The following is a 16,908-nucleotide window of genomic DNA, read 5'->3' on the forward strand; positions in this document are numbered from 1 at the left end:
ATAGAGATTTGGTATAACCGGCAACGCAGGCATTCGGCGCTAGGCTATCTTTCCCCTTTTGACTATTACAGTGGGCAGTGCCAACAAGTTGCTTAAAAGTTTGTCCAGTGTTTTGTTGCAAGTCCAATAACACCAGTATGCTTCCAACTGTACATATCGTAAGCGACATCTGCGGGGACGCCCATTTTTATTAATATATGCCGATGGTGATGATAGAAGTAGTCAGGCCCAACGGGGTCTGAGCCAGGCTGCCCGTCCTTACCAAAGCAGTGAGGAGCGTACTCACGTAGTTTATTCCCGGCGTATAAGTCGTTATTGTCAGGCTTACTGATAAAAGGCTCTTTGAAGGGATATTTTGACGGGGGGGGCGATGTGCGTTTTAGCCAACCTTACTCGCCATTTTTTTGCCATTGATGCGCCCACCAAAACAAAATCGCCTGTAAGTTCTTGACTTACAGGCGATTGCAATGTGCCGAAGGCGAGACTCGAACTCGCATGTCCGTAAAGACACACGCCCCTGAAACGTGCGTGTCTACCAATTTCACCACTTCGGCAGATTCACTTTCCCCGTGTTGGGATTGCAAAGATACGGCTACCGAAACGGATCACGCAAGTGTTTTTTGAAAAATTTCTCTTCTATCGGTTAAAAAGCATGCGCTGGCCAGGGCGATCCGAGATGAACTGACCGTTCTGGTATACCAGCTCGCCCGATACAATCGTATGCGTGACCGAAGCCCCAAAGGTCTCGCCTTCGAGCGGAGACCAGCCGCATTGATAGAGCATGTTCTCTTTCGATACCGTGAACGGCTGGTTCGTGTCTACCAGCACCAGATCGGCCCAATACCCCTCGCGCACGTAGCCTCGTTCTTCGATCTGAAAACAATCGGCGGGCGCATGACACATCTTCCGGACCACGGTCTCGATCGATAATTTACCCTGGCGAACAAACTCAAGCATCATCAGCAAGGGGTGCTGCACCAGCGGTAGCCCCGACGGTGCCTGCCAGTACGACTGGCTTTTCTCATCCCAGGTATGGGGCGCGTGGTCGGTGGCTATGATGTCGATCCGGTCGTCGAGCAGGGCCGCCAGAATTGCTTCTCTGTGGTGAGGGGCCTTGATAGCCGGATTGCACTTGATCTGATTACCCAGTCGCTCGTAATCGCGGCTGTCGAACCACAGATGATGCACACAGGCTTCGGACGTAATACGCTTGTCGACCAGCGGAACACTATTATCGAACAGCGCGAGTTCGTCGGCGGTGGAGATGTGAAGAATGTGGAGTCGGGTATTGTGGCGTCGGGCCAGCTCGACGGCTAACGACGATGATCTCAGACAGGCCTCTTCGTTGCGGATGAGCGGGTGCAGATCGGCGGTAGCCCGATCACCGTACTCGGCCCGATACCGCTCCGTGTTGGCTCGTACCGTGGCTTCGTCTTCACAATGCGTAGCAATCAGCATTGGGCTCTGCCGGAAGAGCTCATTCAGAATGTGCGTATCGTCGACCAGCATATCGCCGGTCGATGACCCCATAAACACCTTTATACCGCAAACGGTACGCGGATCGGTACGCAACACTTCATCAAGGTTATGGTTCGACACCCCCATGAAGAACGAGTAGTTGGCCAGTGATGTCCGGGCCGCAATGGCGTACTTATCGGCCAGCAGTTCCTGCGTCAGCGCGTTGGGAACCGTGTTCGGCATTTCCATGAACGACGTTACTCCCCCAGCTACAGCCGCCCGCGCTTCGGAACCAATAGTCGCCTTATGAGTGAGACCCGGCTCCCGAAAATGAACCTGGTCATCGATAACACCAGGTAACAGAAACTGCCCTTCCGCATCGATAACCTGACCGGCCACCCGCCCTGACAACCGGGGCGAAATCTGTGAAATCCGCCCATCCTCTATAAGTACGTCAGTATCAAGAATGCTAGATTCATTCACCAAACGAGCGTTTAGTATTAAAATATTCCCCATTTGAGTAACATTAGATATATTCAATCATTTTTTGAAGCACACCATACTAGCCAGACAATTAATACGTTGTCCATAGATATGATAGAATGAATTATGCTGCATTGTATAGCAAAAGTAAGGTAACAGTTCATTTTTCCAGTCTCATTATGCTATCTACGACTCAACCTGATAAAACGCGTCTTATTGAATCCAATCCTCTAAAAACTGACTATGCATTTATAAACTGGGTACGTTTTATTGCTATGTTTTCTATAGTGATGGTACATTGCTTAACCTTCCCATCCCCGCCTGCTTCCACCCCGATCCAAGAACTACTTGCCTACCCGGCAGCTAACCTTATGACAGATGGCCAGGCAGCGGCTATCCTGACGCTGGAGCAGTGTATGCGCTTCGGTACCCTCCATTTCTTTATCGTGGCCGGATTTCTGATCGGTAAAACGTTGAAAGATGGTTCAGCAGTCAGCTATTTCAGACGTCGGCTAACCACCATAGCCTACCCGTTTCTGATTGCGTTCGGCCTGTATTACCTAAAATCAATAGGATTCAATATTGCAAAAGGTAAGTTTTCTTCTCTGGTTGATTTGTCTTCGTTTGCTATTGATAAATTTGTAATATCTCTACTTGACACGCCGTACTGGTTTATACCTACCTACTTTTTCTCCCTGGCCATATTACTTGTCTGCAGGCCCTATCTGACCAGGGCCTGGTTTGGATGGCTATTGGTTGGTGTCAATCTTCTATATGCCGTAAACGTGTATACCGGATGGCTGGCAGCCCGCCACAACTACGCCCTGTTTGGCTTTGTGTTCTATCTGTGGCTTGGCTACATAATTGGCACTACAGATGCCGTATTAAAGAGTAAATCCCTTCTATCAACCAAGGCCCTGGCGGGCCTTACGATTATCTTGTTCTGTTGCGCCTTATTCGAAATTTACGTTCTTTTCGACGCTCGGGCGGGCGACCCGGTCAACTCCCTCCGGCTCAGCAATCAGCTGTTTGCGATCGCTTTGTTTTTCCTTCTGACCCGTGTTAATTACCTCCATAAACTTCCCTTCCTGCACCCACGCACCGAATCCTTTGGTATTTATCTATACCATATGTTTTTCGTAATCCTGCTGGGAAGAGCAATTGACCTTGTTCCGCAGATGAGGGTGTTTGCTTATCAGGCTGATTATTCAGGCCTGACGCTGGTTATCCTTTCGCTGGCACGTGGATTGTTAATTTACGCCATTACGCTGCTTTTCGTGAAAGCAGTGGCGGCCAGCCGGTGGCGGTGGCTTATTGGTCTACAGGCTGGTAAGCCGGCGTAGGATCGAATACCTTCACCATCTCGTCGAACAGCACCTTATGCCCATTGTCGTTGGGGTGAACACCATCAACGGTTAGCTCATCTTTGAAGACATCCGATGGGTCGGCAAGCGGGTCGAAGAAGTTAACGGCTTCTGACGGATAGGTAGCCAGCGTTCGGTCACGCTGCTGAATCCATCGAACTGTAGCCCAAGTACTTAGCTTACGGGGCATACTGGTTGTGATAAGAACCCGTTTTACCCCATTAGCCAGAGCCAGAGTTCGAATGACCCGAAGATTTTCCATGACCTCATCCACGCTGTACCCGTTGGCAACATCGTTGGTAGTCATACTGATGATCAGTACGCTGGGGTGCCTTCTCAAAGCTGCAGTAATGCTGCGCGCGGTATCGGAGGGCGGCCGGTTAGCTGGCCGGGCGTCGGTATCGGGCAGGATATGGTAGGTTGTATAGCCACCTCTGGCGAGGTTGATTACTTTGCCTTTATTCAGATAAGCACTGAACAGGCCTGCCCAGGCATGCTTGTAATCAGAAGCCCCTACGCCTGATGCGGTCGATGAACCCAGAATAACAATCAGTGGAGACTGTTCCGTTTCTTTAACTGGTGTGAATGGCGTTTTGTCAGGTGTTACTTCATCTGACTGAGCACAGCCCAGCAACAGAAACAGTACTGATACTAATGCGTATACTTTTACCATAAGTAGTTTTGCCGAGAGGTTGCAAAGCTATGATCACAATAACTCTACAAAACTACTTACTCTACAAGTATACAGACATTATACTTCGATTAAAATTTGTATTATTTCGCTATCGGCCGTTGAGTAGCTCGGCCATCTCTTTAGCAAAATAAGTCAGTATCACCGAAGCGCCGGCCCGTTTGATGCTCATCAAGGCCTCTGCCATAGCGCGCTGACCGTCAAGCCACCCGTTTTGCGCAGCGGCTTTGATCATAGCATACTCGCCACTAACGTTATAAGCAGCAATAGGCAGTTCATAATTATCACTTAGTAGTTTAATTATATCAAGATACGGTAACGCCGGCTTGACCATTAAGTAGTCAGCCCCTTCGGCAAAATCCAGCTCGGCTTCGATGAGCGCTTCGCGGCTGTTGGCAGGGTTCATCTGGTACGTCTTCTTGTCGCCAAACTTAGGGGCCGAATCGAGCGCGTCGCGAAACGGGCCGTAGAACGCACTGGCATACTTGGCACTGTAGGACATGATCGCCACATCCTGGAACCCGTGCACGTCGAGCATCTGACGAATGTAGCCGACCCGGCCATCCATCATATCTGACGGCCCCACAATATCGGCGCCTGCCTGCGCCTGCGCCACCGCCATCTTACCCAGCACCTCCAGCGTCGGGTCGTTCAGAATCTTACCGTTTTCAACAACGCCATCGTGTCCGTCGCTGCTGTACGGGTCCATGGCCACGTCGGTCATAACAACGACATCGGGAAAGCGGTCTTTTACCGCCCGGATGGTTTGCAGATACAGCCCGTCGGGATTGCAGCTCTCGGTGGCGTACTTGTCTTTTTTAGCTTCGGGCAGGTTCGGGAACAAGTCGAAAGCCCGGACACCCAGGTCAACGCACTGCCCGATCTCATCGAGTAACAGGTCCAGCGAGTACCGATAAATGCCGGGCATCGACGCTACTTCGCTGCGGACGTTCTGCCCTTCCATCACGAAGAGTGGGAAAATAAAATCGTTGACTGACAGGTGCGTTTCCTGCACCATATCTCGGATAACGGCCGACTGCCGATTCCGACGGGGACGTCTGATCAAGTTCATAGCTTCTGGTTGGCGGCTGCTGGCTGTCTACGCCGTCTGACGTGTCAGAAACCGCATACAGAAAACCGCTAAACAATCAATTTAAATCCTTCTCCGTGTACATTCACCAGCTGAACGGCAGCGTCTTCTTTCAGATACTTCCGAAGTTTGGTCACGTACACATCCATACTGCGGGCGTTGAAATACGAGTCGTCGCCCCAGACCATTTTCAGCGCAAAGCTACGGCTAACCGGCTGATTGAGGTTCTGAGCGAGCAGTTTTAATAACTCCGACTCTTTGCTGGTCAGCTTTTGGGAAGCGCCATTCTGGATCAGGAGCTGATGCGGGTAATCGAACGAAAACGACCCGATCTGGTAAACCGTCGGCTCCGCCACATCGGCCGACCGCTGGTACCGGCGCAGTATGGCCTGGATGCGCAGCAGCAGCTCTTCCATGCTGAACGGCTTGGTCACGTAATCATCGGCGCCGACCTTGAACCCCTGAATGGTATCCTCCTGCATCGATTTGGCCGTTAGAAAGATGATAGGTACGTCACGCTCCGACATACGCACCTCCTTGGCCAGGGTAAATCCATCTTTTCGGGGCATCATCACATCGAAGATGCACAGATCGTAGGGTTTGGCCATGAACTGCTGCAGGCCCTGATTGCCGTCAGTGGCGCGGTCGGTGTCATACCCTTTCATGGTCAGGTACTCCTGCACCAGCTGACCCAGGTTTGGATCGTCTTCAACGAGTAAAATGGTAGGCATAAGCGGGACGAGCAAAGGAACGACAGGAGCGGCAGGCGGGTAACCAGCCTCACTCTTTCGTTCATTCGCTCAGTTTATACGGAATAATAAGTTCAAAGGATGAGCCCTTACCAGGCTGGCTCTCCACCAGAATCTGACCGTTGTGCTGGTCGATCATCTTTTTAACATAACTCAGTCCCAGCCCGAATCCTTTAACGTCGTGCCGGTTGCCGGTTGGTACCCGGTAAAACTTCTCGAAGATTCGACTGAGCTGCTCTTTGGTCATACCAATGCCCTGATCGGCCACGACGATGCTCAGCGCGTCGGGCAAACTGCGGGTTTTGATGGTGATATGGGGTGCTTCGGGCGAGTACTTGATGGCGTTATCGACCAGATTGGTCAGAATGTTGGTCAGGTGAATTTCGTCGGCTTCAACAATTTCCCGGTCGGCCTCGAAGTCGATCTCGATCTCGCCCCCGCGCTGCTCGATCTGCAGGCCAATGTTGTTGAATACATTTTCAATGACGGTATGTACGTTGACCGACGACAGTTTGAGCTGAATCTCACCCCGGTCGAGCAGGGCCATCTGTAACACTTTCTCCACGTGCGACCCCAGCCGGCGGGTCTCGTCGCGGATAATTCCCATGTAGCGGGTAAGCCGTTCGCGTTCCTGCGTCCGGACATCGGTATCGATACCTGGCTGCGGCCGGGGAGCTGTTACCTCCTGCGCCATCTCTACGGCCAGCGAAATGGTCGAGATCGGCGTCTTGAACTCATGGGTCATGTTGTTGATGAAGTCATTCTTGATGTCGGCCAGTTTTTTCTGCCGCACAATGGTGCTGATGGCGATATAGAAGCAGGCCAGAATGACCAGAATCAATATGGCCGAAGCCGCAAACGTGAACCCCAGCCGACTCAGAATAAACTGCTGTTGGGTCGGAAAATGTACATAGACATAGTTACCCGTTTCAATCAGGTTATTCGGGAAAAGCGCAGCCTTGTAGCCCTTGGTCTCGAACTGACGCGCGTCAGTATTGAGCGATGTAAATAGGAAAGCCGGTTCTTGACGGGTCCGGACGCCGTAAGCAAACGGAATAGTAATACCGCGTTCAGTCAGAGCCTGCCGCAGCAGCGTATCGAGGGCCAGTCGGTTTATCCGTTTCTCAATAGGCCGGTCCGACAACAGGAGGCCTTTCAATACGTCTTTGATCATGTGCGACTGCGCTTCGGTCCGGTTCGACGCTACGGCGCTGGCGGGCCGGGGAGTCGACGCACTGTCTGACGCAGTTCGTTTCTGACGGGTCGCCAGCCCAGCCCGAACCAGGTCAGGTGCAGCCTGACGGGCTCGTTTGGCACGTAATCGCGCCAGTCGTTTCAGCGAGTCGGCGCGCTGGGTAGCCTGCACGGAGTTATTGATCTGGGTCAGTTCATCGGCCAGCACCCGCTCTACCCAATGATCGAACTGCTGCTGCTGCTGAATCTGAGTCTGCCAGTCGCCAACGGCCATCAGCACCTCCTGCTGGCGGAAAAACTCCTCAACGACCATCATCTGCTCGGCCGATAGCGGGTGTACCGTTGGATGGAGCACGTCAGACTGAACCACCATGGCCCCGGCGGGGGTCATACTTAACCCAACAACCGGCCGGTCAGCCGGGGGTGCTTCGGCAGCCCGACCCCGCTGGGCCAGTTGGGTAGACGCCCCCACGCGCGGCCGTGGCCGACTGGTTTCCGGGGCGGGCGTCTTCTTTTCTTTGCGCGCAATGGCCATCAGCCGGTCCTGCTGCTGCTGGGCCTGAACGCGCTGTTTGTAATGATATACGATCTCCTGCCGTTCCAGGGTGCGAACTACCTCCTGGAGCGCATCGGTCACTTTATAGGCAAACTGTTCGCGCTGCAGCCGAAGGGCACTGCCGATCCAGTAGAGCTGCAACCCGACCAGACCAAGCAACCCCACCGCCATCAGGGCAACAATCCATTGTATGCGTTGTTTGGACATTTTTCACTAGCTCATGCAACCTTGACCTGCTTTTCTTCATCTATAGAAAAAGACGCGGCCCTGGTAAAATTACGAAGCGAAGGGCCGCCAACTGGCGCCTTAACAAACTTTAACAAGCCGACTGGTTATCAGTCAGGTTCCTAACCGTTTCTTTGTCTGATTCTTGTAAACTGCTATGAAAAAAACAGTTTTTGCCGGATGCCGGTTCGCATCGGTTCTGCTGCTGATGGGTACGCTGGGTAGCGTGGCCGTCGCTCAAAAGAATACCGCCCCGGATAAAAAAGCCGCCGACCGGGATGTAAACGTCCGCATCATCGAACGCAATGGCAACGAAGTACGCGAGATCGAACGCACCTACCGCATCGATGGCATAACCGACCCCGAACGCGACAAACTGGTGATGAAACTGGTCGACTCCCTCAAAGCAACCCGGAAAGACGGCGGCAAACGTCAGATGACCATTATTGTTGAAGACGGCGAGGGCGACCGGATCGTAACCCGCGAGCGGTATCGTACGGATGGCAAACCCGGCGACGCCTGGGTCATGCGCGACCGGCTGCCCCGCCCCGGCACCACCCCCCGCAATCGGGAGTGGGAGTTTGAGCTTCGGCGGGGGGCCGACTCCCTGGCCGATCGGATGGACCGGTTCCGGTTTCAGTTTCCCCGCGATTTCGACCGGCAGTTTGCCCGTCCTTTCGAAGACTGGGCCCGTAACCTGAGCACCAAAACCTCGACCATCCGCGGCCTCGACGCATATCCGAACAATCCGGATCGGAATCAGCTCAATGTACGGTTCACGGCACCGGCCAAAGGCGACGTAACTATTGTTGTAACCAATCCGAAAGGGAAAGAAGTAGCGCGTCGCGAACTCAATGATTTCTCCGGCGAGTTTGTCGGACAAATCGATCTGGGCAAAAAGCCCCAGGGTACCTACTTCATTACGGTAACGCAGAACGAAGACGGCGCGGTAAAACGCATCGTTGTTGACTAACAGGCCGGTAGCTGCCCAACCGTTTGCTAAACTCGTTGGGCAGCTACCCCCAAATTACTGCTTTCTGAGAAAAAATTTAGTACTATGTATTGCAAGATACCAATCTAAACCTATATCTTTGTAGTGTCCTTAGAGAAACGGCCATGAAAACCCTGTTGTTAGTCGGAATCATACTGATAGGCCTGTGTGGAGAAGCGCTGAGCATGGGGCACCCACACAATATGTTTGCCGCCCGGAAACTGATGCGAGCCAAGACATCGGCTTCGGTTGCCAAGCCCAGAACCCGGCCCGCCACCTATTCCTGCTGGCAGTCGGCAGTGGAGCAGGCCGAACTGAGTCGGCGGGTATTGGTTACCCTGAGCCGACTGCGGCCAACGCGTACGTACTGATCTAGTCGTATACTTTTTCTCCCGTAGTCAGCCAGATACCCCAGGGGCGCGAATAGGCATGCACCCGCCGGGTCGGCTTTCCCTGATTATCAACAACCGGGTTACCCTGGTTCACCCATTCAAAGAGGCTTCCGTACAGGTTATGTACCTGCTGGTAGCCAGCCGCCAGCAACTTCTCTCCGACCCGCTCGCTCCGATACCCCACCGAGCAATATAGTACCACGTTCGCGTTTTTCGGAATTCCCTGCACCCGCTTCAGCTCGAAATCATCGTATCCTACCCAGCGCGCCTGGGGTAGGTGACTTACATCGTACTCCGCCCTGGCCCGGGTGTCGAGCAGTACCACGTTGTTCATTTTTTTCAGCTCCTCAACGCTGACCAGTGGTACCGTTTTCTTGTACATCGCTTCCAGCATAGTCTTGTAAGCACGGCTCGTTGTCTGAGCCGAGCAAAGCAACGCGCTCCCCAGCAGGACCCCCAATACCATCCAGATTTGTTTCATGAAGTAAAGATAGTTAAACCACTGGCACACATTATGTGCAGTATTAACGGGCTTTCTTTCGTTGCGGACGCAAATCGAAAGCTGTCCTTTTTCCGTTAAATGATTAGACAATTCGGGCATTGGCTATGGTTTTAGGCGGTCTTTGGCTACTTTTATGGTTTCGCGAAAACAACCGACTGTACATATTTTACCCATTGTGTATCCATGCGTAACAACATCGTACGGCCGATCTTTATCCTCGGTCTACTGTCTGTCAGTTTGTTGACTGCGTTTGGCTTAACCAAACCGGGGCGGTCAGTCTGGCATCGGCTGGCCAGCTCCTCTCACGCTAAAGTCACTCGTACACGACCCGCTGCGCCGGCTACCCGCATTCGCACCTATGCGCCGGCTCAGCCAGTCGAGGTTTTTTCGCTACCCGATAGCGGCCAGCGCTGGGTCGACAGTGTTTTTCAGACGCTGACGCCCGAGCAGAAAATAGGTCAGTTCTTCATGGTGGCCACCTTTTCCAACCGCCACGAAAACCACTACCAGTACATCGATCACCTGATCCAGAACAATCACATTGGCGGACTGATCTTTTTCCAGGGCGGCCCGTACCGTCAGGCTGTACTGACCAACCGCTATCAGGCCCTGTCGAAGGTTCCGCTACTGATCGGTATCGATGGGGAATGGGGTCTGGGCATGCGGCTGGATAGCACCATGGAATTTCCGAAGCAGATGGCCCTCGGTGCTATCCGCGACAACGAAGTCATTTACCGGATGGGGGCCGAAATCGGTCGACAGTGTCAGCGGCTGGGTATTCATATCAACTTTGCTCCGGTTTCGGATATAAACAGCAATCCGGCCAATCCCGTTATTGGTGTCCGGTCGTTTGGCGAATCGAAAGAGAACGTAGCCTTGAAAGCCTCGGCCTACATGCGTGGCCTGCAGCAGACGCACGTGATTGCCACCGCTAAACATTTTCCGGGTCATGGCGATACCAACGCCGATTCGCACCATACCCTGCCTACGGTAAGCCGGTCGTCGGAGCAGATGCGCGAAGTAGATCTTTACCCCTTCCGTAAACTGATTGCCGACAGCCTCATGGGCGTTGTTACGGGCCACCTGCACGTACCCGTTATGGATAACACCCCGGCACTGGCCGCAACCCTGTCGGAGAAAATTGTGACGGAACTGCTCAAGAAAGAGCTGGGGTTCCGCGGGCTTGTGTTTACCGATGCCCTTAACATGGGTGGTATCAGCCGGTCGCCCAAGGCGATGGACGTAAACCTCCGGGCGTTGATTGCGGGCAACGACATTCTGCTGTATCCCGAAAACGTACGCGAGGCCACGCTGCATATCCTGAACGCTGTACAGACGGGCCTCATCACCCAGGAGTTTATCGACGAAAAAGTCAAAAAGATCCTGCGCGCCAAATTCTGGGTCGGCCTCAACAAGTACAAACCCATCAGTCTGAGCGGCCTGTCGGCTGAGCTGAACGCCCCGGAAGCCGAATTGCTAAAGCAGGAACTCTGCGAACAGTCGGTAACGATTGCCCAGAACAAAAACGAGTTGCTGCCTTTCGGCCGGCTCGATACCCTGCGGCTGGCGTCGATCGCCATCGGGGCAGACGCGGGCAATGTCTTTCAGAAGCGGCTGAACCAGTATGCCCCCTTCCAGACCATAGCCATTCGCGACAAACCCGTATCGGAAACGGAAGTGAGCAACATTCTGGCCCAGCTTGGCGATGCCAATACGGTTGTGATGAGTTTTCACCGGATGAGCGAATCGGCCAGCCGTAAGTTTGGCATTACCAAAGCCTCAACCGACCTCATTGCCCGGTTGAAGCAACGGGGTCTGAAAGTGGTCGTAACCGCCTTCGGCTCTCCCTACAGCCTGCCCCAGTTTACGGGGGCCGACGCGGTGGTCTGCGCGTATCAGGAACTCGACGATATGCAGCAGGTGGTGCCACAGGTCCTCTTCGGCGGGCTGGGGGCCCGCGGTATGCTCCCCGTCTCGACCGGCGATCTGAAAGTTGGGCTGGGCCACGTACTCAACCCGGAAGGCCGGCTATCGGCGGGTTCGCCGGAAAGCGTTGGCATGAAGTCGACCGTACTGGCCAAAATCGATGCTATTGCCCAGTCGGGCGTTCGGGATCGGGTGGTTCCGGGCTGTCAGGTGCTGGTGGCCCGCAAGGGAAAAGTGGTTTACAGCAAGAATTTTGGCGCCCTGACGTACTCACCCGGTGCCGAAAAAGTAACCGACGAAACCCTGTACGACCTGGCCTCCCTGACCAAAGTACTGGCTACCCTGCAATCAGTCATGGTTCTCTACGACCGGAAACAGATTGACCTCGCGCAGAAAGCATCCGTTTACCTGCCCGAACTACGGGGTACCAACAAACAGAATATCACCCTTCAGGATCTGCTCTGGCACCAGTCGGGCATGGTTTCTTTCTATCCTACCACTTGGGATCGCACCCGTAATCCCAACGGCGGTCTGAAAGCCGACTACTACAACCCCACGCCCGACAGCCTGCATACCATTCAAATCGCCCCAACGCTCTGGGGTGTTCCGGCCCTGCGGGATTCGGTCTGGAAATGGGTGGTTCAGTCGCCGATGTCGCGCAAGCTCGACGGGTCGGGCCTGCCAGCCTATGTCTATAGCGACCTGAATTTTCTGATGCTTCAGAAAGTAGTGGAGCGCATTGGCAAATTGCCGTTAGACCAGTTCGTGACTGAAAACGTGTATAAACCGCTGGGGTTGCACCAGCTCGGTTTCACGCCCTTACAGCGGCTCAAAAATCCGCGTTGCGCTCCTACTGAGCAGGACTCCTACTATCGGAATCAGCTCCTGGTCGGAACCGTTCATGACCAGATGGCCGCCGTACAGGGTGGTTTGTCGGGACATGCCGGCCTGTTTGGAAACGCCCGCGAGATTGCGACCCTGCTACAGATGAATTTGCAGAAAGGCCAGTACGGTGAGCAGCGCATTCTGAACCCGATGACGGTGCCCTTTTTCACCCAGACACTCAGCAGCCGAAGCTTCCGGGCGTTGGGCTGGGACAAACCAAACCCGGATAACCCGAACAGCGTCTACATGGCTCCGCAGGCTTCGCCCCGCTCGTTCGGCCATACGGGTTTCACCGGTAATGTAGTTTGGGTCGACCCCGATCAGGAACTCATCTTCGTTTTTCTCTCCAACCGCATCTATCCTACAGCCGGCAACAACTCCATCAATACGAGTAAACTCCGCCGGCGAATTCATGAGGTTATTTACAGCGCAGTACAGCAATAAGCTGGGTGTCTGGGCTTTCTCTTCTCTCTTCCCAACAGCTGCGACTCAGTACGCTAGCGGTTAACAGGTCGTTAGCTTTCTGGCACCATCCTTGCTGACGTATAGCATAGTTTTAGCTGCTCATTTCCACTTGCCCGTACCGATAGACAGCTATATATCAATCCGTTAAACCAGACGTTTCCACACAACCTGCGCCCCATCCGGGAAGTAACCCTTTGTGAGCTGGAGGCTAGTATAAATCCATAAACCAATACCTTTGGATCAATAAGGTTTCTTTGAATTCATTTTTATGAAAGGACGCATTTTTTACTGTTATTTCCTTTTGTGCGTGTGTCTGGCTGGCGTCTCGTTTACGAGTCAGGCACAAACAATTACCACAAGCTTTACCTCAACGACCCTTTGCTCGGCTGGCACCGTAACCGTCACCTTCACGACAACGGGCAGTTTCAGCGCCACGAACCAGTTTACCGCCCAGTTATCAGACGCGAGCGGTTCATTCTCCAGCTCCATTGCCGTTGGGACAACAACAACCGGCGGTACTATCAATGCCTCGATTCCAGCCAATGTACCGGTGGGTTCGGGCTATAAATTACGGGTCGTTTCGAGCGCTCCCTTTCGGATTGGTTCAACAGCAACGGGCACGCTGACGGTAGGGGCGCGCCCATTGGCTCCCCAAGTCAACCCGGTTAGCTACTGTGTGGGGCAAACACCCAGTCCGCTATCGGCCCAAGTTTCATCGGGAGGTACGCTCAACTGGTACGGTACTAACGCCACTGCCGGTACAGCTACCGCCACCCAGCTCCCCCAGGTATCGGCGGTGGGCAGCCAGACCTATTATGTAAGTCAGACCGTGAATGGCTGCGAAGGCCCCCGGGCGGGTCTGGTCGTTACCACCAATGCGTACCCGGCAGCCCCTACCCTCACAACCGCCACCACCGCTACCTATTGCGAAGGAGCAACGCCCCAGCCCTTATCGGCCGTTGGTCAGAACCTGCGCTGGTATGGCACTAACGCCACCGCCGGTACACCGTCTAACACGCCCAGCCCGGTGAACACGAACCAAATCGGCATAACCAACTATTACGTAACGCAAACCGTCAATAACTGTGAGAGTACCCGTTTAGCCATTCCGGTTGAGGTGAGAGACACCCCCGATGCTCCCGCCACCACGGCAGCCCCCGACTATTGCCTCAACCAGACGCCCGTTGCGGCTCTGGTAGCTACGCCTGTTTCCGGGGCTACCCTGAACTGGTACGGCACTAATGCTACCAGCGGTACGGGCACCAGCGTAGCTACCGTTCCAGCAACAAACGTTGCCAATACCAGCACTTATTACGTGAGCCAGACACTGAACGGCTGCGAAGGTCCGCGCGCCCCTATTCGGGTACTGACTAAACCACGCCCGCTTCAGCCAGGGGTTACAAGCCCGGTCATTGCGTGTCTGAACCGGACGGCACCCAACCTGGTTACGTTGGTGACCCTGGCGTCGGGCGCCACATCGAACTGGTATGGCACCAGCCAGACCGGTGGCACAGCTTCGTCTACTCCACCAACTCCCACCGTTGCCGCCACCGGTTCGGTCATTTACTACGTAAGCCAGACGCTCAACGGCTGCGAAGGAGGTCGAATAGGTATCACCGTAACGACCAACCCCATTCCGGTTGCGCCTTCCGTAGATGCAGCGGGGCCTTACTGCGAAGGACAAACCGTACCCGCCCTGTCGGCCACAGGACAAAGTCTGCGCTGGTATGGGACCAACGCCACCGGCGGCACCGGTTCTTCCCAGGCTACCGTTCCGGCCAGCAATGCCGTTGGCACGCAGACTTACTACGTAACCCAGACAGTCAACAGCTGCGAGAGCGAGCGGGCCTCGGTACAAATCCGGATCAAGGACACCCCCGACCGACCTGGTACCAGCTCGCTGGAGTTCTGCCAGAACTCGCCGGCACCGGCTCTGACCGCCAGTCTGGTTAGCGGAGCATCGCCCAACTGGTATGGCACCAGCCAGACCGGTGGTTCGGCATCACCCTCGGCACCGGCTATTACCAGCAACAACGTCGGCACTACGGTGTATTACGTAAGTCAGACGCTCGACGGCTGCGAAGGGCCACGGGCCAGCCTGAACGTGCGGGTAAAGCCCACCCCCGGCCAGCCGGGGGTAAGTCCGACTGCCTTCTGTAACAACGGACCGGCCCAACCGCTGACGGCCTCGGGCGAGCGGCTGAAATGGTTCGATACAGCCGACAATCCGCTGGGTGGCGCTCCTACGCCCGACACCCGCTCGGTAGGGGTACAAACCTTTAAGGTGTCGCAGACGAACGGCGAAAACTGTGAGGGGCCCAAAGCAACGCTTACCGTAACCATCAACGCTCTGCCCGGTCAGCCAGGCGTGACCAACCTCACCTACTGCCAGGCGCAGCGCGATCAGCCTCAGCAGAACATACAGCCATTGACGGCCAACGGACAGAATCTCCGCTGGTACAATACCGACGGCAATGCGTTCGGCAACGCCCCAACCCCCAGCATCGACCGCACCGGCACCCAGGCCTATAACGTGAGCCAGACCGTCAACAACTGCGAAGGCCCGCGCGCTACCCTGCTCGTTACGGTCAATACGGCCCCGCTGCCCGTTGTTCCCAAAACGCTGTATACTTTCTGCGTCAACGAAAAAGCCACTCCCCTACAGGCTACAGCCGAAGTGGGCGGAAGCCTGCGCTGGATCAACCCCTACGATCAGACGCTGACCGAGGCTCCGGTTCCGCCTACGTTGAACACCAACATCGTGCCCGAGGGCGACCCTTTCTACGTTTACCAGATTGGCGCCAACGGCTGTACCAGTGCCCGGACTACGATTCGGGTGGTTGTCAACACCGTGCCGACGCTATCGCTGACAACGCTGACACCGAACGTTAACCTGGGGCAGCGCGCTCAAATCCGGCTGCGCTTCACGAGTTCAGGACCGTACAGCTATACCCTCAGCGACAACGTTACCGGCACTTCGCTTACGACCGACACAACTATATCGGTATTACCGCGAGGCAACACTACCTACCAGATCATTAACGTCAATAACGGCTGCGGAACCGGTCTGCCGGGTAACCCCGCTACGGCCATCGTTACGGTACGGATCCCCACCATTCAGACCGGTACTCTGAACAGCTCGACGCTATGCGCCGGCACGTCTATTGTGGTTCCGTTTACCACAGGTGGGTCATTTAATAGCGGCAACGTGTTCCAGACCGAGCTGGTCAGCGTAGCCGATACCTCGCGCAAGATCATTCTAAATGCATCAACGGGCGGCTCGCCCATAACCGCTCCCATACCCACCACCCTGGCGGGCGGGCAATACCTGGTTCGGGTACGGGCCACTAATCCGGAGATCGGCATCATTGGTAGTAACAGCCCATCGACCCTGACCATACGAGCCCTGGCATCAGGAACCCTGGCTGGTACACAGAGCATCTACGAAGGAGTCCCGGCCAACCTGACGCTCACCCTCGGGGGCGATGGCCCCTGGTCAGTTGTTTATGCCGACAGTATCCGGTCGTACTCGACTACCTCGTCAGTAAGTCCGCTGGTGGTAGAAGCCCGTCCGGCCCGAACAACGACCTACCGCTTAACCAGCGTCTCGAACAATTGTGGCGCCGGAGCCGTTTCGGGTACGGCCCGGGTTACGGTACTGCCCCTGCTGGCGATCGACGATAACCCGCTCGATCCGCTGGTGAAAGCCTATCCGGTTCCGACCGGCCCTACGCTCACCGTAGAGCTGGACCTGCCCCTCACCCGCGATCCGGCCGTTCTGTCACTCACCGATCTGCGCGGCAGGTCCGTTCTGGAAACCACCACCCGCACCCGCCGGACCGAACTCGACATGAGTAGTCAGCCCAGCGGCCTGTACATCCTGCGAATTCAGGTTGGCGATCGGCAAACAGTCCGTAAACTGCTTAAACAATAAACC

The 16,908-nt window shown here is 54.8% G+C and carries 11 protein-coding genes and 1 tRNA gene; 5 read left to right on the forward strand and 7 right to left on the reverse strand.

The genetic code is table 11. The annotated features are described in order from the left end of the window. Window positions 1–470: 470 nt before the first annotated feature. Both FBR45_RS23930 and FBR45_RS23935 read right to left on the reverse strand, forming a co-directional pair. Window positions 471–554, reverse strand: a tRNA-Leu gene (locus FBR45_RS23930). A gap of 82 nt (window positions 555–636) precedes the next feature. Then, window positions 637–1,974 carry a dihydroorotase gene (locus FBR45_RS23935; RefSeq protein ID WP_138507021.1) on the reverse strand — a complete coding sequence of 446 codons (1,338 nt, stop codon included), beginning with the start codon at window positions 1,972–1,974 and terminating at the stop codon, window positions 637–639. A 146-nt stretch (window positions 1,975–2,120) separates the two neighbouring features. Here FBR45_RS23935 and FBR45_RS23940 point away from each other — a divergent pair, with 146 nt between their 5' ends. After that, window positions 2,121–3,284 carry an acyltransferase family protein gene (locus FBR45_RS23940; protein WP_171044956.1) on the forward strand — a complete coding sequence of 388 codons (1,164 nt, stop codon included), beginning with the start codon at window positions 2,121–2,123 and terminating at the stop codon, window positions 3,282–3,284. Here FBR45_RS23940 and FBR45_RS23945 read toward each other — a convergent pair. From FBR45_RS23945 to FBR45_RS23960, 4 genes are all read right to left on the reverse strand, one after another. Continuing rightward, a complete protein-coding gene (locus FBR45_RS23945; protein ID WP_138507023.1) occupies window positions 3,253–3,978 on the reverse strand; it encodes an SGNH/GDSL hydrolase family protein in 726 nt (241 codons plus the stop codon). The genes FBR45_RS23940 and FBR45_RS23945 overlap by 32 nt on opposite strands. A 109-nt stretch (window positions 3,979–4,087) precedes the next feature. Then, entirely contained in the window at window positions 4,088–5,068 is a 981-nt protein-coding gene (gene hemB / locus FBR45_RS23950; RefSeq protein ID WP_138507024.1) for a porphobilinogen synthase, read from the reverse strand. Window positions 5,069–5,136: 68 nt separating this feature from the next. Next, a complete protein-coding gene (locus FBR45_RS23955; RefSeq protein WP_138507025.1) occupies window positions 5,137–5,817 on the reverse strand; it encodes a response regulator transcription factor in 681 nt (226 codons plus the stop codon). Between the two features lie 61 nt (window positions 5,818–5,878). Further along, window positions 5,879–7,792 carry a sensor histidine kinase gene (locus tag FBR45_RS23960; RefSeq protein ID WP_138507026.1) on the reverse strand — a complete coding sequence of 638 codons (1,914 nt, stop codon included), beginning with the start codon at window positions 7,790–7,792 and terminating at the stop codon, window positions 5,879–5,881. A 175-nt stretch (window positions 7,793–7,967) separates the two neighbouring features. On the opposite strand from FBR45_RS23960, the gene FBR45_RS23965 reads away from it, so the two are divergent. Together FBR45_RS23965 and FBR45_RS23970 are read left to right on the forward strand one after the other, a co-directional pair. Continuing rightward, complete coding sequence (locus tag FBR45_RS23965) at window positions 7,968–8,783, forward strand: T9SS type A sorting domain-containing protein (protein ID WP_138507027.1); 816 nt, start codon at window positions 7,968–7,970, stop codon at window positions 8,781–8,783. 143 nt (window positions 8,784–8,926) lie between these two features. Next, window positions 8,927–9,172 (forward strand): hypothetical protein, encoded by a 246-nt coding sequence (locus tag FBR45_RS23970; RefSeq protein WP_138507028.1) that lies wholly within the window; start codon window positions 8,927–8,929, stop codon window positions 9,170–9,172. 1 nt (window position 9,173) lies between these two features. On the opposite strand, the gene FBR45_RS23975 is transcribed toward FBR45_RS23970, so the two are convergent. Then, on the reverse strand, window positions 9,174–9,674 hold the full coding sequence (locus tag FBR45_RS23975) for a rhodanese-like domain-containing protein (RefSeq protein WP_138507029.1): 501 nt from the start codon (window positions 9,672–9,674) through the stop codon (window positions 9,174–9,176). A 204-nt stretch (window positions 9,675–9,878) separates the two neighbouring features. On the opposite strand from FBR45_RS23975, the gene FBR45_RS23980 reads away from it, so the two are divergent. Together FBR45_RS23980 and FBR45_RS23985 are read left to right on the forward strand one after the other, a co-directional pair. Then, window positions 9,879–12,950 (forward strand): glycoside hydrolase family 3 N-terminal domain-containing protein, encoded by a 3,072-nt coding sequence (locus tag FBR45_RS23980; protein ID WP_138507030.1) that lies wholly within the window; start codon window positions 9,879–9,881, stop codon window positions 12,948–12,950. A gap of 289 nt (window positions 12,951–13,239) precedes the next feature. Next, a complete protein-coding gene (locus FBR45_RS23985) occupies window positions 13,240–16,905 on the forward strand; it encodes an Ig-like domain-containing protein (protein WP_138507031.1) in 3,666 nt (1,221 codons plus the stop codon). The last annotated feature ends 3 nt before the right edge of the window (window positions 16,906–16,908 follow it).

Source organism: Spirosoma lacussanchae, from assembly GCF_005870035.1.
GTDB lineage: Bacteria > Bacteroidota > Bacteroidia > Cytophagales > Spirosomataceae > Spirosoma > Spirosoma lacussanchae.